Consider the following 24577-nt stretch of genomic DNA (forward strand, 5'->3'; position numbering starts at 1 on the left):
GCGCCATGGCATCGTGGCGCAGGATAAGGCGGGGCACAAGAACCCCTTTGGCATTGAGTCAACCTTTTTTCGGAACCGGATCAACAGGCATAAGAGCAGGCAGTCAGTGAGTGGTATTCGACCGGTAAATCGCCGCTGTCTGGCGGCACTATCCGTATTTCTGATCATGTTCGGCGCATGGGCTGCTCATGCCGACGTGAAACGAGGATCCGTCACCAACCTCCCCCTGCCCCGTTATGTCTCGATGAAAGCAGCAGAAGGTAACGTGCGACGCGGACCTTCTTTGACACATCGAATCGACTGGGTGTTCAAACGGCGCGGAATGCCGCTTCAAGTCACTGCCGAATACGGCAACTGGCGACGGGTTCAGGACCGCGACGGCGCTGGAGGCTGGGTTCACTACGCCCTGTTGTCGGGTGTTCGGACAGTACTGATTGAATCCGAAATGCTGCCTGTCTATGCCCGACCCGATCCGACCGCACCCGTGAATGCGCATTTCGAATCCGGGGTCGTGGCCCGACTGGGAACCTGTTCGCTGGACTGGTGCCGGATCACCGCCGCCGGGTATCGGGGTTGGACCTTGAAGTCGAACCTATGGGGGGTCGACCCGTCCGAGATTCGCGAATAACCACTGGGCCGACCTGCCCCCGCGTTGCGGACACGCGACAAGGTGTTTGAGTTTCCCGCCGTTATGCTGTGAAACTCGACCAAAACGGAGGCGATCATGCGCGCAGTTACATATTCCACCTTCGGAAACCCCGCCGATGTCCTGCGGATACAGGACCTCCCTCCGGTCCCGCCGGGTCCGGGCGAGGTCACGGTAGAGCTGTCCTTTTCCGGAGTGAACCCTTCCGACGTCAAAGCCCGCGCCGGGACCAGACCGGGCGTGACAGAACCCCCATTCCCCCTGATCATCCCGCACAGTGACGGCTCCGGTGTGATCTCGGCCGTTGGCGACGGAGTTTCCGCATCTCGGATCGGTCAACGCGTGTGGATCTGGAACGGGCAATGGCAACGCCCTTTCGGCACCGCCGCCAGCCACATCACCCTTCCCGATGCCCAGGCTGTGGCTCTGCCGGATGCAGTGTCGTTGCAGACCGGCGCGATTCTGGGCATTCCCGGTCTTACCGCCTGCCACGCGGTGTTTTCAGGCGGCCGTCCCGATGGGCAAACGATCTTGATACACGGTGGCGCTGGCACCGTCGGCTTTCTGGCCGTTCAGCTTGCCAAATGGGCAGGCGCGCGCGTGATCGCGACGGCCAGCCCTCGCAACTTTGACCGGGTCCGGGAAGCCGGCGCAGATATCGTGATTGATTACGCCAGCGAGGATCTTTCCACCGAAATTCTCGATGCAAATGAAGGAAAGACAATCGGCCGAATCATCGACGTCGAATTCGGCCGGAATATTCAAACAAACGCCACGGTCATTGCCGAGAACGGTCGCATCAACGCCTATGGCTCTGCCCAAGACATGACCCCCGTGTTTCCGTTCGGACCGATGATGTTCAAAGCCATGACGCTTGAGACCATTTTGGTTTATCTTCTTCCTCCGGATCTTCGTACCAATGCCGTGAAGACCCTTCACAAGGCCTTGACGGATGGCGCTTTGACCTGCCCTGTTCAAAAGGTCTTTGCACTTGAGGAATGCGCGTCTGCGCATGCAATGGTGCAGGATGGAAACCGGACCGGAGCCGTGTTGATCGACACCAAATGACCGCCCTGAAAAAAATCTGTTCAACGTGAATTTTTTTGACAAAACGCTCTTGATCCCTGCCAACAACAATCGTAGACAGCCGCTCACCGTTGGGGTGTAGCCAAGTGGTAAGGCAGCGGTTTTTGGTACCGTGTATCGTAGGTTCGAATCCTACCACCCCAGCCACTTTCCATGAAAAGTTCAATAAAATCAGTAGATCGATTTAAAATCGATGCTGGCACGATTGCCCGGCTGTCGCGTGATAGCCATACAGCTAATGTGAACCAGAGCCCCTTTGGGCAAACAAAAAAACAATCAAACCGGCTCTCAAACTCGTTTCTGTCCGAGCGATGCAAGACTCACGTCCCTCCCACACCTGCATTGGGGATCCCAGCTCCAGTGCCCGAGGAAGGAGACAAGAAAATTTTCATCGAGCCTACAACGCCTGCAACGCCGGAAAGCCTCCACGCCATTTCACGCGAGATTGTTCGAAGCCAATTCGAATTGTTACTCAGCAACTTCTCTGATCCAGCCTTCGATGCTGAAGCACAAATCTCGCACCTGCGCGCCGAGCTCGAGCACCTTCAAATTGAGGTGCGAGGCAGAGACTTATCGCGTCCTGTTCGGATCGCAAGGGAAGTCGCAGCAAAGATTGGAGAGCAGGCTGTGCATCCTATGGATGCCGGGGCAGCAAGGCAATTTGCGACAACCCTTAAGGCGACGTGGAAAGCAGAGCTTACTGTCCTGGAAGACTTTGAGGATCCGCTGACAGTCGCAACCGGGCTCTTCGAGCGGTTTCAGATTGTTCCGAAAGACGGGCGGATTCCGCCATTCGTATCAATCAGCAACGCCGTCGAGATTGCAAAGCAAGGAAAGACAGACGGAATGTGCGGCAAGCTGGATGCAACGGGCGGGCTACTGCTGGAGTTCTTCGGAAATGTCTCTCTTGATCAAGCTGCAAGACGTATCGTCGAGTTCTGTCGTTTTCTTCATCGCCTGCCGCGAGATCATGGCCAAAAACACGGCAAGAACCGCCACAAAAAAGAAGGGGCGTCCCCACCAAAGCGCGAGTTGATCGCTGCTGCGGATGCCCATGATGCAGAGTGCTATGAAAAAGTTCGAGCGATGCCAGGTGCCAGCGAGCGACAACAACTGGCTATGCTTCCTGAGCTACTTTCAATACGAATGACGCAAACAAACTTGGAACGCCACCTCGACAGAATCCATGACATCCTCCGTGCTGCGGCCACCAGCCTTGGCTACTCTGGCGATACCAGGGTGCTCACTTACTCTGCACTCGCACAAGAGATGGCGACCTTCAGTCAAGAGTTAAGAATGCAGGAACCGCTATTCCTTCGAATGACGCGCCCCAAAACGCGCTCCCGGTGGAGCGGGATCCGCCTCAAGAAACTGCTGACCTCACCGATCTATAGAGGGTGCTTTAGTCAGCATCGGCGCACCCGTTCCGGAAAGAAGATCATTCGCGACGCAATCTATTGGGTTCCTTTGATCATCATGACCATGGGCACGCGGCTCACGGAAGTCCTCCAGCTCAAAGCAGGTGATCTGATTTGGCATGACGATGGTGTATTCTGTTTGCGCTTCGCCTGGACCGTTGAACAAGACGGAAAGACGAAATCCAGCCGCCGGGTGGTTCCTATCCCCCAAGTCCTTTTGGAGTTGGGCCTGGTAGAGTGGATCAAACAGAAGGGCTTCGATGCAGACAACTTGCTGTTTCCAGAGATTTTCAAACGGAATCCTGTCCACTCGGATCAGACCTTTACCAAGCGTTTCTGGACCATTCGAAAGAACCTTGAGCTATTGGACCACAGTGAAGATTTCTATGCACTTCGCATGTCTCTCTCCTCCGCACTTTGGCGCGCTGGAGTGGCCGAATCTGACCGCCAGATAATCATTGGGCACACGTCAAAGACTACGATTGGTCAATCTTATACGTCAGCGGACATGGGGAAATTGAAAGAGATGCTCGACCTCGCTGATTTCAAGCTCAAAATCTTCAATTCCCGAGTCCATGGCTTCCCAGTCATTGGAGATTGCGGACTAATTTCTGGTGCACCTGCAAACGTTGAGGTGATCCTCGATGCCAAAGGCGCCGTGGGCGCGGTTCGGGTGACACGAGAGGGTGACAAGAAACAGCTGGCCGCTGCCTGTGTCTCGACTTCTGATGCTCTAAAGCTGCCCGGGTGGAAGAAACCTGATCGTGTTTCCAGAGAACGCGCAGCCCAAGCGGTTCATGACTTGACTTCGGAATTTGCCCTGATCCCTCCTGGCAACTCTGTGCAAGCAGAAGCGTTTGAGCAGTTCATGGCATTTGGAACGTCGCCCAGCGATTGAAGTGAACCAGACCCTTCACCTTTCTATGCCAGAGGTCGACCGTCTTACCCTTTGTTTTTTGACTGGAAACTGATGGAAACGCTTAGCTTCATCGTCGCGACGTCGAGTTTCATCCATACCCTGCTTTCGACGCAATGACAGACGGGCGCGAAGTGTGTCACGCAACATCATCAACTCAACAAAAAGCCTCCGCACGCGACGCCGCCGAGGAAGACGCCCAGGAAGGCCCAGGGGCAAGAACCCTGGGTGTTCTTGGGTGGCGCCAAGAAATTCTCCATTTCGCCCCTCAGGGCCTCCGAATGCACGCTTTGGCTTTCTATCGCCAGCTTCAGCTCCCTTATGCTGGAAGAATGCTGGCGCTGTGTCTGTAGCAGCTGCGCTACCGCTCCAACTGTCCGGTCGGCTTTGAGTGACGCTGCTTTTGCTGCCATCTCTGTGTTTTCCATAGCACTTTGCCAGTCCATTGATTGTCTCCAATTGCTCGTTGGTTTGATTGATTTCACGGATTAGGGCATTTGCTTCTACGCGGGTCTTCCCAGCGTCGACGTGCTCCCAATCGTTCTTAGATTCGAGGGAGCCGCCTTTTGCTCTAACTGCTCTACTCGCCGATCCCTCGTGGATTGTGGGAATGCGCTCGATGCCCCGCGCTTCAAAAGAGCGGTGGTCGATTTGTGAGTTTTGGTCAAACCCCCAATCCGTCATCATTTGGTTGTGTAGCTTCGACCAATCTCGGGCAGCATTCTCTACAGCGTGTTTGCGAGCCATGCCGATAACGCTTCGAGGTCTCCCCCGCCCGCCACTGCGTTCATATGTGTCGAAGAGAACGATGTGGGCATGTGGATTGCTTTGATCATTTCCATTGACGTCATGAATGGCGGCCACAAACCCGGCTTTTTGCTTTGTCATCTCTTCGCAGAATGCTCGCACTAAGGCCTCTCTCTGCTCGGATGTGGCTTCTATAGGAAGGGCGATGATAAAGCGTTCTGCGACCCTGCCTTTGCGTTTCATAGCCGCTTCCTCCGCGTCTTTTGCTGCGGCATTGAGTGAAGGAGATGACAACCTTTCCTGCATCACGACCCGGGCTGCTTCGGTCCTGGTGATGTAGCGCAGATGAGCCGCGGTCTGCCCAAGTTGGGCTTTGCGGTTGTGCCTCTCTACCTTCAAAGAAAATGTCTTTGTGCTGTGCCGAAACGAAAATAATGCCATGCCTTAGTTTTGGATTGGGGGACAAAATCTTTAGATTTTGTCCGTTGTGCGCCTTCAACTGGACATAGGACCCAAACCACATGACAGAAAATTTCTACAAATCGCTTGACCGTCTAATCATTCACCTTTCCGGACATTGCAGGAACCATCGCCTGGTGGACGTGAGGATTGAACGCCTGCCACCGTCCCAAAGACGCGAAGCAATCACCGCGACCTTGGACTATTTCGAGCAGGAAGTTGCGCACCTCGTCGCCCGCACAGAATCAAGCATGGACTCGGTGCCAGGCGACAACGCAGGCGAAGAACGCCTGCGCTCTCGGAACACCAAAGATCAGTCAATCTGGCGTTGACCTTGGTCGTTGTCCACCACCTTTGAACGAAGTCGAAATCGGCGCGTGTCTGCTTCAACTTTCCCTGCTTCGACGAGCGATCCCAAGGCCCGGTTAACAGCCACGCGCAGCGAATCTGCTTTGGCTCGTGACGAATTGAAGGGATCTCCGGCAAGGCGCTGCAGTAGCTTTACCTCATGCCAAGCATCAGGTTTTTCATTGTGCAGCTCTGTCAACACACGCAACATATCTTCTTGGCGTGCTTCTCCGGTTGACTTGGTGCGGGGAGCGCGGTTTGAGTTTGCGGGTGTTGGTGAAGCGCTTGCTTGATCAGCAAGCGGAACCGCCTTTGGAACGGTAACATCGTCGCCCTCAATATCTTGCCCGACTTTGAACGCATCGATCTCAAAAGAAATTGCTGACTGTAATTGAACGCCCTTTTGCTTGGTCGGTGTTAGCAGAACCGTCTTCTGCGCGTTGCCCTGATTAGGTCGCTGCAAAAGAAATATATCGTCGGCATTGGCACCGAAGGCAGACGATCCCCGGCCCCGCGAACTATCCGAATGAGCAGTGTGGTGAATGAACAAAACATAGCATCCGGCCTCGCGTGCGATACGATGTGCGTTTCTAATGACTCTCCCCATAGCTGAGGACGAATTCTCGTCTGCGTCCCCGATAGAGAGATTAGTAGTGTCCACGACGACCAAGGCGCTGGCGGTCTTCGCCTTAGCTTTCATGTTGGAGACATCCTCAATGATACCGTCGACATGCTGATCATTAAGAAAGTCAGGTGTCCTATCGACAACGTAGAAGTGCGTAGTTGCTGTTGGTGCGCCAATCAAAAAGGGGTACGCACGATCTTTGACCCCAATTGGGATTTCCGGAGCCAAGTAGTAGATCGCGGTCCGACAAACATTGCGACCTGCAAAGGAGTGGCCGAGTGCCAGGTTCGCGCACAGTGCGGCGACAATTGCGGTCTTGCCATGTGCTGGCGGCGCAGCGAGCATGCCGACATGCCCTGGCTGCAGCCAATGCTTGACGATGTAATTCTTGTCCAGCGCAGGCTTGTGCGCTGCAGCGTTTGACGCGCTGCCATCCGCGAAGCCGATTGCGGCCGGAGATTGCGTATTTGTTGGTGCCATGAAAGTCTCCAAAGTTCATCCGAGCGACCCCATGCCGCTCAGGTGAACTGGAGATTGTTTTGTTCGGAAATTTGAGAAACAAACCGCTGAACTTTTTTCAAATGGACGGACAGACCAGCCAAGCCCCCCTTTAGGGGGCGCTGGTCTGTCCGTCCATCCGTCTTGGCATCGGGTTACGTGCTCAGCGCGGCGAAAGGTCTCTCACCTTAAAATTGCAAAGTGTGTGACTTGCTATCAACCCAAGCATGGGTAGGTTCACGTTCGCAACCACGTTTGAGTTGTTATTCTTGATTGGCGCTGATGAAAAATGTTTAAGAAAATTTCCAAAATCCAAAACCTTGGTGTGTTTCACAACTTCTCTGGCGCAGCACTTCCTGAGTTCGCGCCATTTAACTTGATTTACGGGTGGAATTACTCCGGAAAGACAACTCTTTCACGTATGTTTCGATGCCTGGAAAACGGCCAACATCATCCCGATTACACCAACGCCAGCTTCAGTCTCGAAGAAATGGATGGTACAATCCATGATCAACGTTTTGCGCATCCCTGCATCGTCCGGGTTTTTAATGAGGATTTTCGGAAAGACAACTTGCTTTGGGATGAAGCCGATGGGTTCAATCCGATCTTCCTGTTGGGTAGTGAAAACATAGACCTAACCAATGACCTAAATGAAAAAGAATCGAAACACGCTGCATTGGTGATCGAAAGAGACGAGGCTGGACAGGAGGTCAAAAAGCGCGAAGCGGTTATATCTAAGGCAGAGACAGACTGCGCCACGCAAATCTCCAAAGAGCTACCGGTTGGTCGCTTCATAAAAACGAGTCTGAGGCCGATTTTTGCTGAATGGAATGGTGTTCTTCCACCTGAGTTGGACGTCGAAACTCTAAAAACTGCGCGCGCCAAGGTCTCAGCGGAGCAAAAACAGCCGATCAAGAATCTGTCGCTAAACCTCGAAGCCATTGATGAAATTTGGAAACGGGCAGTTGGTCACCTGACCGAAGAAATTGGCTCTTCAGAAACCATCTCCCGGCTGGTTGACCACCCAGAAATCGGTGTGTGGGTCGAGGAAGGGCACAGCCTTCATAAGGATAAAGATCACTGTGAGTTTTGTGAGGCTCCACTTTCTCCAGAACGTCTGAAAGCCCTGAATGAACATTTTTCTGACGAGTTCGGGCGTTTGAAATCCAAAGTAACAATCGCCGTTTCTGAGATAGAAAAGCGTATCGTGGATATTTCACCCGTCGACTATCCCCAATCGGCGTTTTACGTCGATTATCAGGACGAGCATTCTGGGATATGGAAAGAACTTGATCAAACTACCGCACATCTCAACAACTCGCTTCAAAAACTTATCGAGGCCCTCAACCAAAAAAAAAGCAACCCATTCGAGAAAATTCAATTTGACGTCGAAGCCCCAAACCTGGAACCAGTCAAGCTGGCATTGGAAAAAGCCCGATCTCTAATTCTCAAAAACAACGACCGCACCGAGCAATTCTCAAAAGAGCGAGATGCTGCGATTGAGACGTTGAAAAGGCACTATGCTTCTGAAGCAATGCGGAGAATTGATCGCTTCAAGCTATTGGCTGAAATCCAAGAGCATAAGGCTGTTCAGCAGTCGGCATCAAACAGTCTGACCGCTCTCGAAGCCGAGATTTTGTCTCTCCAGGCCCAACTGTCACAGGCAAACAAGGGCGCGGTAGCGATCAATGATACATTGGTGCGCTTTTTCGGAAAGGCTGACCTGCAAGTCAAAGTCACTCAAGACGATAAGTATGTTCTGATGAGAGGGTCCCAGCAAGCGCGAAATCTTAGTGAGGGTGAACGCACAGCCATCGCATTTTGCTATTTCGTCACAAAGCTCCAAGAGAACGGAAATGAGCTTGCTAATACCGTGGTTTACATCGACGACCCAATTTCCAGCCTCGACTCACACCATCTCCTTCACATCAATGCGTTCATTCGAGATACATTTTACAAGTTTGATCCAACGGCAAACCCTAAGCATACTTGCTTAGCTAAACAGCTCTTTGTGTCTACGCATAACTACGAATTTTTCCATCTCACGTGGGATTGGATGAGCAAGATGAAGAGAGAGCATAGCTCAGCCTTCCTGATCGAACGCACTGATGCGAACGGGCTGATCTGCTCGCACATAATCGAATGCCCGGATGCTATCAAACTCTACCGATCTGAATACTTATTTTTGTTTCACCAGTTGTCGGCCTACCAAGACGCCCCGTCAAGCGACCCTCAAGTGATATTCAATCTGGGAAACATGGCGCGGCGTTTCATTGAGGGGTATTTAGCCTTTAAGCTGTTTGAGCACGTCAATGTCGATAGCAAGTTGGACCAAATCATCACTGACCCAGTCAACTGCGAGCGGGCCCGGAAATTCATGCATTTTTACTCCCACACTCTAAATCGCGCAGGAGGGATGCGTCTGCCGGACATGAGTGAGGCGCAAGCAGTCGTTACACTACTGTTGGATGCTGTTCGAAATCATGACCCGATTCACTATGGAGCTATGGCAGCCACAAGGTGAACCCGATTACGGCGAGGCACGGGGCTGAGTTCCATCTTTCCGGACCAAACTCCCCCGTGTTTCAAACCTATTTTGCCAACTTGACAAACGAGCCCACTTCCTGTGGATTTGCTAAACAACTGAAACCAAGTGTAGAATCCTACCACCCCAGCCAATTTCCATGAAAAGTCGAGAAAATAAGAGCTTTTCCAAGCTCATCTTAGACAATGTGTCTCAGTCGCCCGAAACTGTGACAGAGGGTGTAACACAATCCGTTGCGCACTATGCGCGCAAGCGCTCCGGCTCGTCCCATCAGAAGCCAAAACACTGCGCCGGCCCTTACCTCATGCGAATGGGTCGGGCATTCCATTTCCGCAAACGCCTGCCCAGGGCGCTATCAAACTTACAATCAAACTCATCTCTGTACCTTTCCCTGCGTACCGACCTCCCGCTCGACGCCGTGAAACGAGCCGCCAAGCTTCTCACGATCTATGAGCGAATGGAGAAAGAAATCGTGTACGCCCACGCCTCTCAAGACCTGAGCCCTGCTGACTGAAGATCTCCCAGCGGAACTGGTAGGGGTCCTGGCAGAACAAAGCAGGATGGGCAGCTTTGAGCCTCCCCAACTGAACTGGTCCACCGTTATGTTTAGGAAACGGAGAACCACGAATGGCAAACAAGCGACCGAAGCCAGAACAGGTAGATTCGAAGTTGCGGCAGTTTGAACTTCTGATGGGGCAAGGCATGCCCCGTCTTGATGCGATCGGACAGATCAGAGTTGTTGAAAAATCCTACGACCGTTAGAGCAAGTGAAAAACACAAGGTGCGATGCGAGACGCCACTGCAGCGCTCACTGCAGATTTTTTGATGCCATGTAGAAAAACTGTGCAGGCATTCCGCTAAATGCGGAAATACGCTGAAATAATGGGCGAACCGGCAGCCTGGTGAACAGGTTTTTGGCCTTGGAATTGCGGTCAATGAATCTTGGGCTCAGTTGAGTCTCTATGAACCAACATCTGACTGTCGTTGTAGTCGAACAGAACCAAGAGCGTGCTTTTGCGATCGTAGATGCCCTAAAAGAGGCTGGAGACGTAGACGTTTCTGTAATCGGCAATGTCACCGGGCTGGCACGTAAAATTGCAACGCATAGCCCGGACATTGTCCTGATCGACATCGACAATCCATCGCGGGATATGCTGGAAGAGCTCACCGTTGCTTCAGGCCCATTGGAACGTCCCGTGGCGATGTTTGTCTCGAGCGCTGCGGGCGGGTTGGCCAAAGCCGCAGTTGAGGCCGGGGTATCGGCCTATGTCGTCGACGGTTTGCAAGCCGAGCGCATTAAACCTGTGATCGATACCGCTATTGCCCGGTTTCAGGTGTTACGTCAGATGCGGACCGAACTGGCCGAAACCCGCCGTGCGCTGGAAGAGCGCAAAGTGATTGACCGAGCTAAGGGCTTGTTAATGAAGGCCAAGGGCGTTTCGGAAGATGAAGCCTATGCCCTGCTCCGTAAAACCGCGATGAATCAGAATCGCCGGGTTGCCGAGGTGTCCGAAGCCTTGGTCACAGCATCAGGTTTGTTGTCATGAGAACGGTAACCCTGCCTGTCGCCTATATGCCTTTGGTTGATGCCGCTCCACTGATCGTGGCACGCGAGATGGGGTTTGACCACGCCGAAGGCATCTCGTTGGACCTGCGACCGGCTCCATCTTGGTCGTCTCTGCGTGATATGCTGGCCTTTGGGCACGTGGACGCGGCACATCTGCTGTCACCCGTCCCCGTTGCGATGGCTTTGGGTCTTGGAGGCATTGCGACACCGTTATCCGCCGTGTCTGTCCTGTCGCTCAATGGCAATGTCATAGGTGTTGGAACTCAATTGGCTGGGCGGTTGACCGACCAAGGCTACGGCTTCGATTTCTCCGATGCTGCTGAAGCTGGGGCTGCACTGGCACAGGCCGCCGGCGACGTTTTGGTGTTCGGTGTACCTTTTACGTTTTCGATGCATGTTGAATTGTTGCGCTATTGGGTCGCTGGAACCGAACTGGCCTCGAAACAGGTCGAAATCCGAACCGTCCCGCCTCCACTCATGGCGCAGGCGCTCGCAGGTGGCGAGATCGATGCCTTCTGTGTGGGTGAGCCCTGGGGCTCATTCGCTGTAGACGACAGTGTCGGTACACTGCTGTTGCCCGGCAAGGCGATCTGGTCCTGTGCACCTGAAAAGGTGCTGGCGGTCAGAAACGACTGGGCCGAAACCGAACCACATTTGCTGGGCAGCCTTATGCGGGCCGTTTGGCGCGCAGGACGCTGGCTTTCGAACACGGACAGCCGAACAACTGCATCCGAGATGCTATCGCGTAAAACCTATCTCAACGTCTCACCCGAGCTGATTGACCGAGCGCTGATGGGCGAATTCACTATATCGGCCCGCGGCGAGCAGCGCCATGTCGATGGGTTTGTCGAGTTTTTTGACGGCGCTGCCACCTTCCCATGGCGCAGTCAGGCGAAATGGGTTGCGCATCAATTGGCGAAACGAAACGGGCTGGACGCCGGAACTGCGGAACGACAATCCGCAAAGGTCTTTCGCAGTGATCTCTATCGTCGCGAATTGCAAGGGCTTGGTGTGGAAACACCCGGCGCGTCCGAGAAACTTGAAGGGGCGTTACCCGAGTCGACGGCGGTTGCCTCGACCAATGGCAGCCTGATTCTGTCTCGGAACGTCTTTTTCGACCGACGCATTTTCGAGCCAGCGGGGTAAGTCTGCACAAAATTTTTGCAGTGCAGCATCTGTTATTGCTGCGACGCAGAATTTTCGAGGTGAAAACGCTGAAAATTGATGACGCGCCGCTGCGTGACTGGCTAAATCGGAACATCGGAAGGCAACGACGCCCACCGACGGAATTCGCCCATAGTCCAGGGCACCTCACAAGAGCAAAGCCGCTCGACCATCCGCCACCTCCTCCCGGCGGACTGTGTCGGCGGCTTTTTTGTTTGCCCAACGGGTTGGGCTGAACCGAAAGGGAACGAGATGAAAAAGCTTCTTTTAGGCCTTGCTGCGACGACGGCGCTTGTGTCACCGGCACTGGCCGAACTGGAACTGGAAAAAGACGAGCTAACGTTTGGCTTTATCAAACTGACTGACATGGCGCCGCTGGCTGTCGCCTATGAGAATGGGTACTTTCTTGACGAAGGCCTGTTCGTGACGCTGGAAGCACAAGCCAACTGGAAAGTGCTGCTGGATGGCGTGATCGACGGGCAGCTGGATGGCGCGCACATGCTGGCCGGGCAGCCTTTGGCCGCGACCATCGGATACGGCACCGAGGCGCATATCATCACACCATTTTCGATGGACTTGAACGGCAACGGCATCACCGTCTCGAACGAGATTTGGGAAGAGATGAAGCCGAATATCCCGGTGATGGAGGATGGTCGTCCCCAACACCCTATCAGCTCCGAGGCGCTTGCTCCGGTCGTCGAGAAATACAAGTCCGAAGGCAAGCCCTTTAACATGGGCATGGTCTTCCCCGTTTCGACCCATAATTACGAACTGCGCTATTGGCTTGCCGCCGGTGGACTGCACCCCGGCTACTACAGCCCTGACAACGTAACCGGCCAGATCGGCGCAGATGTGTTCCTGTCAGTAACGCCACCGCCGCAGATGCCTGCCACGTTGGAGGCCGGCACGATATACGGCTACTGCGTGGGCGAGCCTTGGAACCAACAGGCTGTGTTCAAGGGTATCGGCGTGCCGGTCATCACGGACTATGAGCTGTGGAAGAACAACCCTGAGAAGGTCTTTGGCATCACTGCCGAGTTCGCAGAAGAGTATCCCAACACCACGCTGGCTGTGACCAAGGCCCTGATCCGCGCCGCGATGTGGCTGGATGAGAACGACAACGCCAACCGCCCCGAGGCGGTCGAGATCCTCAGCCGCGCGGAATATGTGGGCGCAGATTATGACGTGATCGCCAACTCGATGACCGGCACATTTGAATACGAAAAAGGCGACAAGCGCGAAGTTCCTGATTTCAACGTGTTCTTCCGCTACAACGCGACATACCCGTTCTATTCGGACGCGATCTGGTATCTGACACAGATGCGCCGCTGGGGTCAGATCCCTGAATCCAAGCCCGACAGCTGGTATGACGAGGTTGCCAAATCTGTCTACAAACCCGAGATCTATCTGGAAGCCGCGCGCCTTCTGGTCAATGAAGGCCTGGCGAATGAGGCCGACTTCCCCTGGGACAGTGATGGTTACAAAGCGCCCACCCCGGCCGAGGATATCATCGACGGCATCACCTATGACGGCCGCACCCCAAACGCCTATCTCGAAAGCCTGTCCATTGGTCTGAAGGGCGATCAGAAGATCGTCGGCTCGGACGTGCAAGGCTAATCCCATGCGTCGCGCCCGGTATCAGTCGGGCGCACACCCCAAAGTGCCCCGCCATCGCAAGGACACATCAGATGACAACGGTCGATCCCGAATTCAACGCAGACGCCGCCAAAGAGGCGCGTCGCACCCGCCTGTTCACCCGCATCAACGCCGCCGACAAATGGTTCCAGATTCTTGGCCTAAGCTGGGCCACCCCGGTCCTGAAAGCTGCCGCCGGAGACAACCCCCGCGCTCAGATGACCGAAATCTGGCGTCTTCTGGTCGTCCCCCTGCTGTCGATCTGCGCCTTCCTGCTGCTTTGGGGGACGCTCGCCCCGAAAGTGCAAACTTCCCTGGGCGCCGTACCAGGCCCAGCTCAGGTCTGGGCAGAAATGGTCAACCTCAACGAGGACGCACAGGCCAAGGCCGCCAAGCGCGCCAAGTTCGAGGCAATGGTTGAGAAACGGAACCAGAAGCTGATCGATACGGGCCGCGCGGACGAGGTCAAACAAGTCGCCTACACCGGCGCGCCGTCTTACTACCAGCAAATCTGGACCTCTATCAAAACCGTGTTCTTCGGGTTTCTGATCGCGACCGTTGTGGCCGTTCCCCTTGGGATCGCTGCCGGACTGTCGCCTACCGCCAATGCGGCGCTGAACCCGCTGATCCAGATCTTCAAACCGGTCTCGCCTCTGGCATGGCTGCCGATCGTGACCATGATCGTCTCGGCCGTCTACGTCACCAACGACGGTTGGTTCGCCAAGTCCTTCCTGATCTCGGCCATCACCGTGACCCTGTGTTCGCTTTGGCCGACTCTGATCAACACCGCGCTGGGTGTGGCGACCATCGACAAGGACTTGGTGAACGTCTCCAAGGTTCTGAAAATGAACACCTATACCAAAGTCACTAAGCTGGTGCTGCCTTCGGCGTTGCCGCTGATTTTCACAGGTTTGCGCCTGTCGCTGGGCGTCGGCTGGATGGTTTTGATCGCGGCTGAAATGCTGGCGCAGAACCCCGGTTTGGGTAAATTTGTCTGGGATGAGTTCCAGAACGGTTCGTCCAGCTCGCTTGCCAAGATCATGGTTGCGGTCTTCACCATCGGCATCATCGGTTTCCTGTTGGACCGGGTGATGTACGCACTGCAATCCCTCTTCACATTCACGAACAACCGGTGAGCGCGATGAGCATACTGAGCTTCAAAAACGTCACGAAATCCTTCGGTGAAGGCGCCGCGCGCACGGATGTGCTGAAAGGCATCGATCTGGACGTGCAGAAGGGCGAGTTTCTGGTGATCCTCGGCTTTTCCGGCACCGGAAAAACGACCCTGATTAACCTCATGGCCGGTCTGGATACTCCAACTAGCGGAGAGGTCACGTTCAAAGGAACTCCGATCAAGGGGCCGGGCCCGGAACGTGGCGTAGTATTTCAGAACTATTCACTGATGCCTTGGCTGACGGTCAGCGGCAATGTGGGGCTGGCGGTCGATACGGTCTTTCCGGGGCTCGGCAAGACTGAGAAGGCCGAGAAGGTCGCGCATTATGTGCGGATGGTGGGTCTCAGCCATGCTGCCACGCGCCGCCCGGCGGAACTGTCGGGTGGGATGCGTCAGCGGGTCAACGTGGCGCGTGCCTTGTCGATGAACCCCGAGGTTTTGTTGTTGGATGAGCCTCTGTCGGCGCTCGACGCGCTCACCCGTGCCAATCTGGCGGATGAGATCGAACATATCTGGGAGGCCGACAAAAAGACCTGCGTTCTGATCACCAATGACGTGGACGAGGCGATCATTCTGGCCGACCGGATCATCGCTCTGAACCCCGATGGTACGTTGGGCCAGGAATTCCGCGTATCGATCCCGCGCCCTCGCGAACGCGGTGCTATGAACAACGACGAGACGTTCAAGCGCCTACGCGCCGACGTCACCAAATACCTGATGGATGTGGGGATCGAAGCCAAGGTCGAAGGCTCGCGCATCCTGCCCGATGTTACACCGATCCATGGAGTGCCAACGGCGGTGGCCGAGGCACAAAAAGGGATGATCGAGAGCCGTTTCCTCGACTTTTCACAGCTTCATAAAGTCTACCCGACGCCCAAGGGCCCCCTGACCGTTGTTGAGGATTTCGATCTGAAGATCGATAAGGGCGAGTTCATCTCGCTGATCGGCCATTCAGGTTGCGGAAAATCTACGGTTCTGACCATGGCTGCGGGGCTGAACGATATATCGAAGGGCGCGATCAAGCTGGATGGTCGTCATGTCGAGGGGGCTGATCCAGAACGCGCCGTAGTGTTCCAATCCCCCAACCTGTTCCCATGGCTAACTGCCAAGGAAAACGTCGCGATCGGGGTCGACAAAGTCTATCCCAAGGCCAGCATCGCCGAGCGTCAGGATGTCGTTGAATACTATCTGGAACGCGTCGGTCTGGCCGATGCGATGGACAAATCCGCGAGCGACCTGTCGAACGGCATGAAACAACGCGTCGGCATCGCACGCGCCTTTGCCCTATCACCCAAGCTGCTGCTGTTGGATGAGCCCTTCGGGATGCTCGACAGTCTGACCCGCTGGGAATTGCAGGAAGTGTTGATGGAGGTCTGGTCCCGCACCAAGGTCACCGCAATCTGTGTGACCCATGACGTGGATGAGGCGATCCTGCTGGCCGATCGCGTGGTGATGATGACCAATGGCCCACAAGCGACCATAGGCAAGATCACCAAGGTCGACCTGCCGCGCCCGCGCACCCGCAAAGCGCTGCTGGAGCATCCGGACTACTACGCCTACCGGCAGGAGGTCCTCGATTTCCTCGAAGAATACGAACACGGCGCCAAGCCAAAAACACCCGCCCCCAAGGCGATTGCAGCGGAGTGAAACCATGAAACAAAGACTTGTTGTCATCGGCGCAGGCATGGCCTCGGGCCGGGTGCTAGAACACCTGACCGACGCCGCGCCGGATGCGTTCGACATCACCCTGTTCAACGCCGAGCCCCGCGGGAACTACAACCGCATCATGCTGAGCCCGGTTCTGTCGGGTGAGAAGACTTATGAAGAGATCGTCACACATGATGACGCCTGGTACGCCGAGCGGGGGATTGCTTGCCGGTTCGGCGAGAAAGTTGCAAAGATCGACCGCGAGATGAAAGTTGTCGAGGGCGAGCACGGACACCTTCCCTACGACAAGCTGGTGATCGCGACTGGGTCGAACCCGTTCATCATCCCCCTGCCCGGTCATGATCTGGACGGTGTCATCGCCTATCGCGACCTGGAAGACACCCAGCAGATGATGGGCATGGGCCCCGACAACAAGGTCGTCGTGATCGGTGGCGGCTTGCTGGGGCTTGAAGCTGCGGCGGGCATGGCCGCGCACGGCGTTGACGTCACCGTGGTGCACATCATGGGCCACCTGATGGAGCGTCAGTTGGATGAAGCCGCAGGCTACCTGCTGAAGAAGTCGCTGGAAGACAAAGGAATCAAGATCTGCCTACAGGCGAACTCCAAGGAAATCCTTGGGCAAGATGGCAAGGTCCGCGCACTTTTGCTGGACGACGGGACCGAGCTGCCCTGTGATCTGCTGGTCATGGCCGTTGGCATCCGTCCCAATACAGCGCTGGCGCAGGAGGCCGGTCTGGCCACCGGGCGTGGCATTCATGTGGATGACCAAATGTTGACCTCAGATCCGGATATTTACGCTGTGGGTGAGTGCGTCGAGCATAACGGAGAGGTCTTTGGTCTTGTCGCGCCGCTCTACGATCAGGCGAAAGTGGCGGCGCATGCCTTGTTGGATAAAGAGGCCGCGTTTGAGCAAAAAACTCTTTCAACGAAGTTAAAAGTCACCGGCTGCGATCTGTTCAGCGCTGGCGATTTCGCAGATGGACCGGGGCGTGAGGATATCGTGTTCCGCGACCCATCGCGGGGCGTCTACAAGCGTCTTGTGATCGAACAGGACCGTCTGATCGGCGCTGTCATGTACGGTGACACGGCCGACAGCGGCTGGTTTTTCGGCCTGATCCAGGATGGCACCAGCATCGAAGACATGCGTGAGACGCTGATCTTTGGCCCGGCCTACCAGGGGGGCGACACCGCGGACCCTCTCTCAGCCGTTGCAGCATTGCCGCCTGAGGCGGAGATTTGCGGCTGCAACGGCATATGCAAAGGCGACATTGTCGAGGCGATCCATTCAGGGGCTGGCGATCTGGGCGCGGTGCGGGCAAGTACCAAGGCCAGTGCGTCCTGCGGCACCTGTACTGGGCTGGTGGAACAGGTGTTGCAGGTCACATTGGGTGACGACTTCCAGATGCCAGCGGCGCAACCGATCTGCGGTTGCACCGACCTGACGCATGAGGATGTACGGCGTCTGATCAAGGGCCAAGAACTAAAAAGTCAGGCGGCTGTTTGGCAGGAACTCGGCTGGAATACGCCTAACGGCTGCCATGTCTGCCGCCCGGCGATCAACTATTACCTGCTGGCGGATTGGCCACTGGACTATCAGGATGATCCACAAAGCCGCTTCGTTAACGAACGCAAACACGCGAATATTCAGAAAGACGGTACGTTCAGCGTCGTGCCGCGCATGTGGGGCGGGATCACCACCCCCGAAGAACTGCGTGCCATTGCCGACGCCGCCGACAAGTACGACGTGCCAACCGTAAAGGTCACCGGCGGCCAACGCATCGATCTGCTGGGCGTGAAGGGTGAAGACCTGCCTGCGATCTGGTCGGATCTGAACAGGGCCGGTCTGGTCTCGGGTCACGCCTATTCCAAGGGCCTGCGGACGGTCAAAACCTGCGTCGGAACCGATCATTGCCGGTTCGGCACGCAGGACAGCACCGGCCTCGGCATCAAGCTTGAGAAAATCCTGTGGGGGTCTTGGACTCCGCATAAGCTGAAGCTGGCCGTGTCGGGCTGTCCTCGCAACTGCGCTGAGGCGACTTGCAAGGATATCGGCGTTGTCTGCGTGGACTCAGGCTATCAGATCAGTATCGGAGGGGCCGCCGGTATGGACGTGAAAGAGACCGAATTGCTGTGCCAGGTCCAGACCGAAGGCGAAGCGATTGAGGTGGTGATGGCCGTCACGCAAGCCTATCGCGAAGGCGGCAAATATCTGGATCGAATGTATAAATGGCTAGGCAAGGTCGGCATGGACTGGGTCAAAGCTCAGGTCGTGGACGACCTTGAAAACCGCACCGCCTTGGTCGCCAGGTTCGAGCTGTCGCAAAGCATCTACCGTAAAGACCCGTGGGCCGAACACGTCAAAGAAAAAGCGCAGACCTACGCGCCGATTGCAGATTTCACACTGGAGGCAGCGGAATGAGCTGGATCGACATCGGACATATCGACGAGGTTCCCTTACGCGGGGCGCGGTTGGTGAAAACCCATATCGGCTGCATCGCCGTATTCCGTACTGCTGAGGCTGAAGTGTACGCCGCAACCAATAGCTGCCCCCATAAGGGTGGCCCTTTGTCTGAAGGCATCGTCCACGGCCAGTCGGTCACCTGCCCGCTGCACAACTGGGTTTTCGACTTGAATACGGGCGAGGCTCAGGGCGCAGATGATGGTCGCATCACCACCTACCCCGTACGTTTGGAAGATGGGCGCATCCTGCTTGACGACAGCGCCGTCACCCGGCGGAGTGCGGCCTGATGGACGGAACTGGCCTGCCAGAGGTCCGGTCAACCTGTGCCTATTGCGGCGTCGGCTGCGGTGTTCTTTTGCGCCCCGATGGTGCCGGTGGTCTGACAGTGCGAGGCGACCCGGACCACCCGGCGAATTACGGGCGTCTATGCTCGAAAGGGTTGGCTTTGGACGAAACCGTGGGTCTAGACCACCGGTTGTTGGCCCCACGCGCGTTCGGCCAGGACACCAGTTGGGATAACGCACTGCAATTGGTTGCCGATCGCTTTTCGGCCACGATCAGAGAGTTCGGACCGGGCAGCGTAGCTTTTTACGTCTCGGGCCAATTGCTGACCGAGGATTACTATGTTGCCAACAAGTTGATGAAAGGCTTCATCGGCTCAGCCAATATCGACACCAACTCGCGGTTGTGTATGGCGTCAACTGTAGCCGGGCATAAACGCGCCTTCGGAACCGATACAGTGCCCGGAACTTATGAAGATCTGGATCACGCTGACTTAGTTGTGCTGGTTGGTTCAAACCTTGCCTGGTGTCATCCCGTTCTCTATCAGCGGGTCATGGCGGCGCGTCAGGCGCATGGCACGAAGATCGTGGTCATTGACCCGCGCCGCACAGCGAGTTGTGATCAGGCGGACCTTCATCTGCCGCTTAAGCCAGGCAGCGACGTAGCGCTTTTCAACCGATTGCTTTGCAGAATTCACCACACCGGCCATGTATCCGCCGAATTCCTGGAACGAAGCAATGGGTTCTCTGAAGCCCTCGAACTGGCGCAGCTTGACGATCCTGACGAGACGGGGCTCAGCCCATCTGAGATTGTGGCGTTTTGCGACTTGTGGATCGGTACTGAGCGGGTCGTTACGGTCTTTAGTCAGGGTGTAAACCAGTCTTCCAGCGGTACCGACAAGGTCAATGCGATCTTGAATTGCCATCTGGCCACCGGTCGAATTGGTCGCGAAGGGATGGGGCCGTTCTCGGTCACAGGTCAGCCTAACGCCATGGGCGGTCGAGAGGTGGGTGGTCTGGCCAATACGCTCGCTTGCCATCTGGACATAGAAAACGAGGACCATCGTCAGGCGGTTAAACAATTTTGGAATTCGCCCAACATCCCTCGGAGGCAAGGATTAAAAGCGGTCGATCTGTTCCGATCCATCGAAGACGGTCAGATCAAGGCGCTCTGGATCATCCACACCAACCCTGCGGCTACCATGCCGGACGCGGACAGAGTGAGCGCAGCTATCGAAAACTGCCCATTTACAGTTGTCAGCGACCTTACCGCGCGGACAGATACCGCGCGTATCGCAGACGTGCTGCTGCCAGCGGCGGGATGGGCAGAAAAATCGGGGACTGTAACCAATTCAGATCGCACGATAAGCAGACAACGTGCCGTTTTGAGCCCTCCGGGGCAAGCCCGCTCGGACTGGGATATCTTGGCCGAGGTCGGCCGTAGGATGGGTTGGGAAGAGGCATTTAACTACGAGTCTCCGGCGCAGATTTTCAGAGAATACGCGAGCATGACCTCACTTGCGGCGTCTTTTGGCAAGGACTTCAATATTACCGAGTTGTCCGACGTTGGGGATGAAGACTATGATGCGCTGAGCCCCACACAATGGCCAACGACACTTGGTGCGACCGACAAGCGGTTTTTTGGCGATGGACAGTTTTTTCATCCTGATGGCAAAGCGCGTATTGTTCCGGTTTCTCACAAGCCGCCCAAAGTGGAAACCTGTGCACAATTCCCGTTTCTTTTAAACACAGGGCGAAACCGGGATCAGTGGCATACCATGACACGGTCAGGTTTGTCGCCTCGTTTATCAGCCCACCTTTCCGAACCTTATGTTGACATGAATCCAACAGACGTTGATCGGTTGGGCCTTAGCGCCGCAGATTTGGTCCAACTCGACAGCTCAGTTGGAAGCGGTGTCTTTCGCCTGCGAATCTCGGAAGCTGTCGCACCCGGGCAAGTGTTCGCACCAATTCACTGGACGGGTGAAACGGCACCTTCAGCCCGTGTGGATGCGCTTGTTCCAAGTGTGACTGATCCGATATCTGGACAGCCTGAAAGCAAGGCGACGGCTGTTTCTGTGCGGCGTCTGAATGCTTCCTGGTACGGCTTCGCCATTTCCGTCGATGCGGCTTCGCCTACGGCAGAATACTGGGCAATGAGCAAAACGGGCAAAGGCTACAGGATGGAGTTGGCAGGGAAGCAGGACATCGACGATTGGGAACACAAAGCCCGCGAGTGGTTTGGACTACCTGATGCCATGGTGACTTCAATCGAAGACCCCAAGCGCGGCGCGCATAGGATCGCGCTGTCAGACGGACAGCGCCTCTTGGCAGCGCTTTTCGTCTCCCGCCAACCTATCATTCTGATGCGAGACTATTTGGCAAGTTTGCCTGAGGTTTCGCTCATTCAGATACTGTCTGGCCGGTCATCTGCTGCTTCTGAAGACTGTGGACCAATTGTCTGTTCGTGTTTCGGGGTCGGACTAAAAACCATCATCGACGCCATTCGCGACAAACGTTTAATCAATGTGGACGATATCGGAGATGCCCTTCAAGCTGGAACAAACTGCGGTTCATGCCGGCCAGAGTTGGCTGAATTGGTCGCGGAGCATTCGAAGTTGAACCGCAATACACCGAAGAGTTTCTCGCAAGAACAGTTAGGATAGACCCGGGTTTTGGAGCTGGACAGCGGTCGGTTTTGTTTGGTTATCAAGGTAGGAGCGGTTTCCGTCCACTCGAGACCCAAAACCTGGTTGAGCGTGATTCACCGGTTCGGGCAATCCGGTGGAAGGATGGCGTCGTCCTGCGCTCCAAGCGCCAATATATGCTTACTGAGCAATTTCGTGTCCTGCGACCTCAGATGAAACCAATACTCATCCAGTTGATCAGCCGCTCTTCTTGCTCTCGTCGCCGCTACGTTTGCCGAGTGAGTACGCAAAGAAAATGCGATCCGAGAAGAAGAGTAGTAGCGGCAAAGCTCCTTGGGGATGCGGCGGCTGAAGTAAAAAACACCCTCTTTCACGAAGGTGTACTTGGGCGAAATGGTCTCTGACATGGTCTACGGCTCCAACCTGCTGTTAAAAGCTGGAGTGAAACCAAGGGTTTACCTGAAGAAGTGGTGCCCGGGGGCGGAATCGAACCACCGACACGAGGATTTTCAATCCACTGCTCTACCCCTGAGCTACCCGGGCACGGGAACGACGTTCGTCGTTGGGTGGGGGCCTTCTATGACTTGCTACCAGCGGTGTCCAGAGGCTTTTTTACATTTTTTCAATGCGGTCGCTTTGGCGTGAAGTCCTGCGTGTCATCTTCGACTTCAAGGTCCTCTTCGCGCTGCGACGGAACCGAGTAGGACCCGTTCAGCCACTTGGCCAAATCAATGTCCGCACAGCGCCTGGAACAAAACGGACGAAACTTCTGCTCGGTCTCGGCACCGCAAATCGGGCAGCTCATTTCAGGATCTCCATCACGGGAACGCGACCACGCTTTCGCTGCAATTCAAAGTGGCCCAGCGGGGTCCAGCCTGCAAGAATCGTCTCGTCCGGGTCTGATCTGAACGCGGCACGCAAAGCGGATTCAAACCCGCGGCGATCCTTCTTTGGCATGGGCGCGAGGTCCAGCGTAATCTGACCAGCCAGCCCACGTACGCGCAAAGCACGGGGCAGCATCTTGGCGCAGGCGAAATTGGCCTTGGTGCCCGCCGCGAGCGAGGTGTCCGCTCCGGTGTTCACATCCACGGCGACCAATGCGCGTGTGGGTTCGATGTAAAGATACCCTCCGCCCGGTAAAGGCTCGGACGCTCCACGCATCGTATCCAGCGCATCCAGAACGCCGTGGGTTTCGAACCCGCCCGCCTGGGTCACGACTTCGGCCGGGTCGGTCCAGTCGCGCCAGGCAAGGATATGGGGGCTGTCACCCTCGCTGAGAAGTTCAGGCTCGGTCCCGTCGTCATTCATCACCTGCTCGGCCTGCGTTAACATGGCCGAGATGTCTTCCGAGATCTCTTCGGCATCCGCACCCGCGCAGCAGGAGCGCAGGATCAATCCATAGGCGCTGTCACCCATCTGCTCGTGCGCGATTTCAAGCAGTTGATCTCGTGTGTCCTCGTCCTTGATACTGCGCGAAATGTTCAGGCCCGGAGCGTCCGGCGTAACAATCGCATAGCGGCTTTTGAAGAGGATGCGATTGCTCACCGGTATGGCTTTGCCGGGCTCTGCAAAGCCGGTGACCTGTACCAACAACAGGGCGCCGGGACCCAAGCCTTTGACTTGTCGCAGGAACGCAGGGCCATCTGGCGTGGTCAGGAACATTCCGCCCTGCCCCTTGACCGGGCGGTCAGCGCGGGCGCGGTAGATCGTGCCGGGCGCGGGTGCGTCTGTGGCGATCAAGAAGTCATCCAACTTGCCGTCGACCATCAGCGCAGCCGCTTCGCGGCCTTGGATGTGGTCCAGAACAATGGTGCGACCTTTCATGATGCCTCTCGATACAGTGGATAGCCGATGCCTTGCAGCAAGGCTGCGGTCTCGGACAGGGGCAGGCCGACGATGCCGGTAAACGACCCCGAAATCCATGGAATAAAAGCCCCTGCGGCCCCCTGAATCGCATAGGCGCCTGCCTTGCCGCGCCAGTCTCCGGTCGCCAGATAGGCGTTGATCTCGACATCCGACAGACGTTTGACCTTGACCTGTGAGACGACATCACGCTGCAGCACACGGTCTCCGCGCCGGACCGCAACCGAGGTGATCACGCGGTGACGACGACCAGACAGGGAATGCAGAAACTCCGCCGCCTGCCCCGCATCCTCGGGCTTTCCCAGAATCCGACGCCCCAAGGCCACGGTGGTATCTGCACAGAGGGTAACGTCACCTCTATCCGCCTGAACAGCCTGCACTTTTTGGCGCGTGATGCGGTGGCAATACGGAACCGGAAGCTCGCCCTTCAAAGGCGTTTCGTCGATGTCAGGAGGGCAAATGGCATCGGGCCGCACGCCAAGCTGGTCCAGCAGGTCTAGCCGTCTTGGGCTGCCCGATCCGAGAATGAACGCCATTGCGGCAGGCGTTACTTGAAGCGATAGTTGATCCGACCCTTGGTCAGATCATATGGGGTCATCTCGACCTGAACCTTGTCGCCGGCCAGAACGCGGATGCGGTTCTTGCGCATCTTGCCTGCCGTATGTGCGATGATCTCATGGCCGTTTTCCAGCTCGACCCGAAACGTCGCATTAGGCAGGAGTTCCTTCACGACACCGGGAAATTCGAGCGTATCTTCCTTGGCCATGTTGTCTCCATCATTACGTTGCACCCGCAGAATCTGCGGGGGTGTGCGCTTAAATGAGCCTA

General features: G+C 55.9%; 22 protein-coding genes and 2 tRNA genes. 16 read left to right on the forward strand and 8 right to left on the reverse strand.

All coding sequences use genetic code 11. The features are described from left to right. The first annotated feature begins 166 nt into the window (after positions 1 to 166). The 4 genes from GS614_RS06190 to GS614_RS22405 all read left to right on the forward strand — a co-directional run bounded on the left by GS614_RS06190 (position 167) and on the right by GS614_RS22405 (position 4048). On the forward strand, positions 167 to 628 hold the full coding sequence (locus GS614_RS06190) for an SH3 domain-containing protein (RefSeq protein ID WP_171725950.1): 462 nt from the start codon (positions 167 to 169) through the stop codon (positions 626 to 628). Positions 629 to 724: 96 nt separating this feature from the next. Beyond that, the gene (locus tag GS614_RS06195; protein ID WP_171725739.1) at positions 725 to 1714 is read left to right on the forward strand and encodes an NADPH:quinone reductase; all 990 of its coding nucleotides are present in this window, start codon (positions 725 to 727) and stop codon (positions 1712 to 1714) included. Between the two features lie 90 nt (positions 1715 to 1804). Next, positions 1805 to 1879: transfer RNA gene (locus GS614_RS06200), tRNA-Gln, on the forward strand. Between the two features lie 213 nt (positions 1880 to 2092). Next, on the forward strand, positions 2093 to 4048 hold the full coding sequence (locus GS614_RS22405; protein ID WP_216601092.1) for a tyrosine-type recombinase/integrase: 1956 nt from the start codon (positions 2093 to 2095) through the stop codon (positions 4046 to 4048). 15 nt (positions 4049 to 4063) lie between these two features. Here GS614_RS22405 and GS614_RS06210 read toward each other — a convergent pair whose 3' ends face one another. Continuing rightward, positions 4064 to 5254 carry a MobA/MobL family protein gene (locus GS614_RS06210; protein ID WP_171725741.1) on the reverse strand — a complete coding sequence of 397 codons (1191 nt, stop codon included), beginning with the start codon at positions 5252 to 5254 and terminating at the stop codon, positions 4064 to 4066. Positions 5255 to 5334: 80 nt separating this feature from the next. Here GS614_RS06210 and GS614_RS06215 point away from each other — a divergent pair, with 80 nt between their 5' ends. After that, a complete protein-coding gene (locus GS614_RS06215) occupies positions 5335 to 5604 on the forward strand; it encodes a hypothetical protein (RefSeq protein ID WP_171725742.1) in 270 nt (89 codons plus the stop codon). Here the strand turns inward: GS614_RS06215 and GS614_RS06220 are convergent. Next, positions 5586 to 6725 (reverse strand): AAA family ATPase, encoded by a 1140-nt coding sequence (locus tag GS614_RS06220; RefSeq protein ID WP_171725743.1) that lies wholly within the window; start codon positions 6723 to 6725, stop codon positions 5586 to 5588. The two genes, GS614_RS06215 and GS614_RS06220, sit on opposite strands and share 19 nt — an antisense overlap. Before the next feature lie 307 nt (positions 6726 to 7032). Between GS614_RS06220 and GS614_RS06225 the strand changes: the two genes are divergently transcribed. The 11 genes from GS614_RS06225 (at position 7033) to GS614_RS06265 (ending at position 21904) form a co-directional block, all read left to right on the forward strand. After that, complete coding sequence (locus GS614_RS06225) at positions 7033 to 9267, forward strand: AAA family ATPase (RefSeq protein WP_171725744.1); 2235 nt, start codon at positions 7033 to 7035, stop codon at positions 9265 to 9267. Between the two features lie 331 nt (positions 9268 to 9598). Continuing rightward, on the forward strand, positions 9599 to 9802 hold the full coding sequence (locus GS614_RS22410; protein ID WP_371809387.1) for a hypothetical protein: 204 nt from the start codon (positions 9599 to 9601) through the stop codon (positions 9800 to 9802). Between the two features lie 113 nt (positions 9803 to 9915). Then, complete coding sequence (locus tag GS614_RS22350; RefSeq protein ID WP_256368875.1) at positions 9916 to 10050, forward strand: hypothetical protein; 135 nt, start codon at positions 9916 to 9918, stop codon at positions 10048 to 10050. Positions 10051 to 10250: 200 nt separating this feature from the next. Continuing rightward, complete coding sequence (locus tag GS614_RS06230; RefSeq protein ID WP_171666916.1) at positions 10251 to 10835, forward strand: ANTAR domain-containing response regulator; 585 nt, start codon at positions 10251 to 10253, stop codon at positions 10833 to 10835. Beyond that, on the forward strand, positions 10832 to 12001 hold the full coding sequence (locus GS614_RS06235; protein ID WP_171725745.1) for an ABC transporter substrate-binding protein: 1170 nt from the start codon (positions 10832 to 10834) through the stop codon (positions 11999 to 12001). The genes GS614_RS06230 and GS614_RS06235 overlap by 4 nt, the downstream gene beginning before the upstream one ends. Positions 12002 to 12271: 270 nt before the next feature. Next, positions 12272 to 13636, forward strand: a complete 1365-nt coding sequence (locus GS614_RS06240; protein ID WP_171363827.1) for a CmpA/NrtA family ABC transporter substrate-binding protein — start codon at positions 12272 to 12274, stop codon at positions 13634 to 13636. A gap of 71 nt (positions 13637 to 13707) precedes the next feature. After that, complete coding sequence (locus GS614_RS06245) at positions 13708 to 14790, forward strand: ABC transporter permease (RefSeq protein ID WP_152458841.1); 1083 nt, start codon at positions 13708 to 13710, stop codon at positions 14788 to 14790. A gap of 5 nt (positions 14791 to 14795) precedes the next feature. Continuing rightward, positions 14796 to 16475, forward strand: a complete 1680-nt coding sequence (locus tag GS614_RS06250) for an ABC transporter ATP-binding protein (RefSeq protein WP_171232773.1) — start codon at positions 14796 to 14798, stop codon at positions 16473 to 16475. Positions 16476 to 16479: 4 nt separating this feature from the next. Further along, complete coding sequence (gene nirB, locus GS614_RS06255) at positions 16480 to 18915, forward strand: nitrite reductase large subunit NirB (protein WP_171725746.1); 2436 nt, start codon at positions 16480 to 16482, stop codon at positions 18913 to 18915. Beyond that, positions 18912 to 19244: a nitrite reductase small subunit NirD gene (gene nirD, locus GS614_RS06260; RefSeq protein ID WP_170713628.1), complete on the forward strand. Its 333-nt coding sequence runs from the start codon at positions 18912 to 18914 to the stop codon at positions 19242 to 19244. Before nirB ends, nirD begins: the two co-directional genes overlap by 4 nt. Continuing rightward, complete coding sequence (locus GS614_RS06265; RefSeq protein ID WP_171725747.1) at positions 19244 to 21904, forward strand: nitrate reductase; 2661 nt, start codon at positions 19244 to 19246, stop codon at positions 21902 to 21904. Before nirD ends, GS614_RS06265 begins: the two co-directional genes overlap by 1 nt. A 98-nt stretch (positions 21905 to 22002) precedes the next feature. On the opposite strand, the gene GS614_RS06270 is transcribed toward GS614_RS06265, so the two are convergent. The 6 genes from GS614_RS06270 to infA all read right to left on the reverse strand — a co-directional run bounded on the left by GS614_RS06270 (position 22003) and on the right by infA (position 24515). Next, positions 22003 to 22293, reverse strand: a complete 291-nt coding sequence (locus GS614_RS06270) for a DUF6538 domain-containing protein (RefSeq protein ID WP_216601093.1) — start codon at positions 22291 to 22293, stop codon at positions 22003 to 22005. 61 nt (positions 22294 to 22354) lie between these two features. Further along, a tRNA-Phe gene (locus GS614_RS06275) sits at positions 22355 to 22429 on the reverse strand. Positions 22430 to 22508: 79 nt separating this feature from the next. Continuing rightward, positions 22509 to 22691, reverse strand: coding sequence for a DNA gyrase inhibitor YacG (locus GS614_RS06280; protein ID WP_152458850.1), 183 nt, complete (start codon positions 22689 to 22691; stop codon positions 22509 to 22511). Beyond that, positions 22688 to 23710: a ribonuclease E/G gene (locus GS614_RS06285; protein WP_171168744.1), complete on the reverse strand. Its 1023-nt coding sequence runs from the start codon at positions 23708 to 23710 to the stop codon at positions 22688 to 22690. The genes GS614_RS06280 and GS614_RS06285 overlap by 4 nt, the downstream gene beginning before the upstream one ends. After that, positions 23707 to 24285, reverse strand: coding sequence for a nucleoside triphosphate pyrophosphatase (locus GS614_RS06290; RefSeq protein WP_171725748.1), 579 nt, complete (start codon positions 24283 to 24285; stop codon positions 23707 to 23709). The genes GS614_RS06285 and GS614_RS06290 overlap by 4 nt, the downstream gene beginning before the upstream one ends. A gap of 11 nt (positions 24286 to 24296) precedes the next feature. Further along, entirely contained in the window at positions 24297 to 24515 is a 219-nt protein-coding gene (infA, locus tag GS614_RS06295) for a translation initiation factor IF-1 (RefSeq protein ID WP_005978431.1), read from the reverse strand. Positions 24516 to 24577: the final 62 nt, after the last annotated feature.

The organism is Ruegeria sp. HKCCD6604 (genome assembly GCF_013110635.1).
Lineage (GTDB): Bacteria > Pseudomonadota > Alphaproteobacteria > Rhodobacterales > Rhodobacteraceae > Ruegeria.

Coding starts and splice junctions, on each gene's coding strand:
- GS614_RS06190 (WP_171725950.1), top strand. CDS start 167: ATGTTCGGCGCATGGGCTGCTCATGCCGACGTGAAACGAGGATCCGTC.
- GS614_RS06195 (WP_171725739.1), top strand. CDS start 725: ATGCGCGCAGTTACATATTCCACCTTCGGAAACCCCGCCGATGTCCTG.
- GS614_RS06210 (WP_171725741.1), bottom strand. CDS start 5,254: ATGGCATTATTTTCGTTTCGGCACAGCACAAAGACATTTTCTTTGAAG.
- GS614_RS06215 (WP_171725742.1), top strand. CDS start 5,335: ATGACAGAAAATTTCTACAAATCGCTTGACCGTCTAATCATTCACCTT.
- GS614_RS06220 (WP_171725743.1), bottom strand. CDS start 6,725: ATGGCACCAACAAATACGCAATCTCCGGCCGCAATCGGCTTCGCGGAT.
- GS614_RS06225 (WP_171725744.1), top strand. CDS start 7,033: ATGTTTAAGAAAATTTCCAAAATCCAAAACCTTGGTGTGTTTCACAAC.
- GS614_RS22410 (WP_371809387.1), top strand. CDS start 9,599: ATGGGTCGGGCATTCCATTTCCGCAAACGCCTGCCCAGGGCGCTATCA.
- GS614_RS22350 (WP_256368875.1), top strand. CDS start 9,916: ATGGCAAACAAGCGACCGAAGCCAGAACAGGTAGATTCGAAGTTGCGG.
- GS614_RS06230 (WP_171666916.1), top strand. CDS start 10,251: ATGAACCAACATCTGACTGTCGTTGTAGTCGAACAGAACCAAGAGCGT.
- GS614_RS06235 (WP_171725745.1), top strand. CDS start 10,832: ATGAGAACGGTAACCCTGCCTGTCGCCTATATGCCTTTGGTTGATGCC.
- GS614_RS06240 (WP_171363827.1), top strand. CDS start 12,272: ATGAAAAAGCTTCTTTTAGGCCTTGCTGCGACGACGGCGCTTGTGTCA.
- GS614_RS06245 (WP_152458841.1), top strand. CDS start 13,708: ATGACAACGGTCGATCCCGAATTCAACGCAGACGCCGCCAAAGAGGCG.
- GS614_RS06250 (WP_171232773.1), top strand. CDS start 14,796: ATGAGCATACTGAGCTTCAAAAACGTCACGAAATCCTTCGGTGAAGGC.
- nirB (WP_171725746.1), top strand. CDS start 16,480: ATGAAACAAAGACTTGTTGTCATCGGCGCAGGCATGGCCTCGGGCCGG.
- nirD (WP_170713628.1), top strand. CDS start 18,912: ATGAGCTGGATCGACATCGGACATATCGACGAGGTTCCCTTACGCGGG.
- GS614_RS06265 (WP_171725747.1), top strand. CDS start 19,244: ATGGACGGAACTGGCCTGCCAGAGGTCCGGTCAACCTGTGCCTATTGC.
- GS614_RS06270 (WP_216601093.1), bottom strand. CDS start 22,293: ATGTCAGAGACCATTTCGCCCAAGTACACCTTCGTGAAAGAGGGTGTT.
- GS614_RS06280 (WP_152458850.1), bottom strand. CDS start 22,691: ATGAGCTGCCCGATTTGCGGTGCCGAGACCGAGCAGAAGTTTCGTCCG.
- GS614_RS06285 (WP_171168744.1), bottom strand. CDS start 23,710: ATGAAAGGTCGCACCATTGTTCTGGACCACATCCAAGGCCGCGAAGCG.
- GS614_RS06290 (WP_171725748.1), bottom strand. CDS start 24,285: ATGGCGTTCATTCTCGGATCGGGCAGCCCAAGACGGCTAGACCTGCTG.
- infA (WP_005978431.1), bottom strand. CDS start 24,515: ATGGCCAAGGAAGATACGCTCGAATTTCCCGGTGTCGTGAAGGAACTC.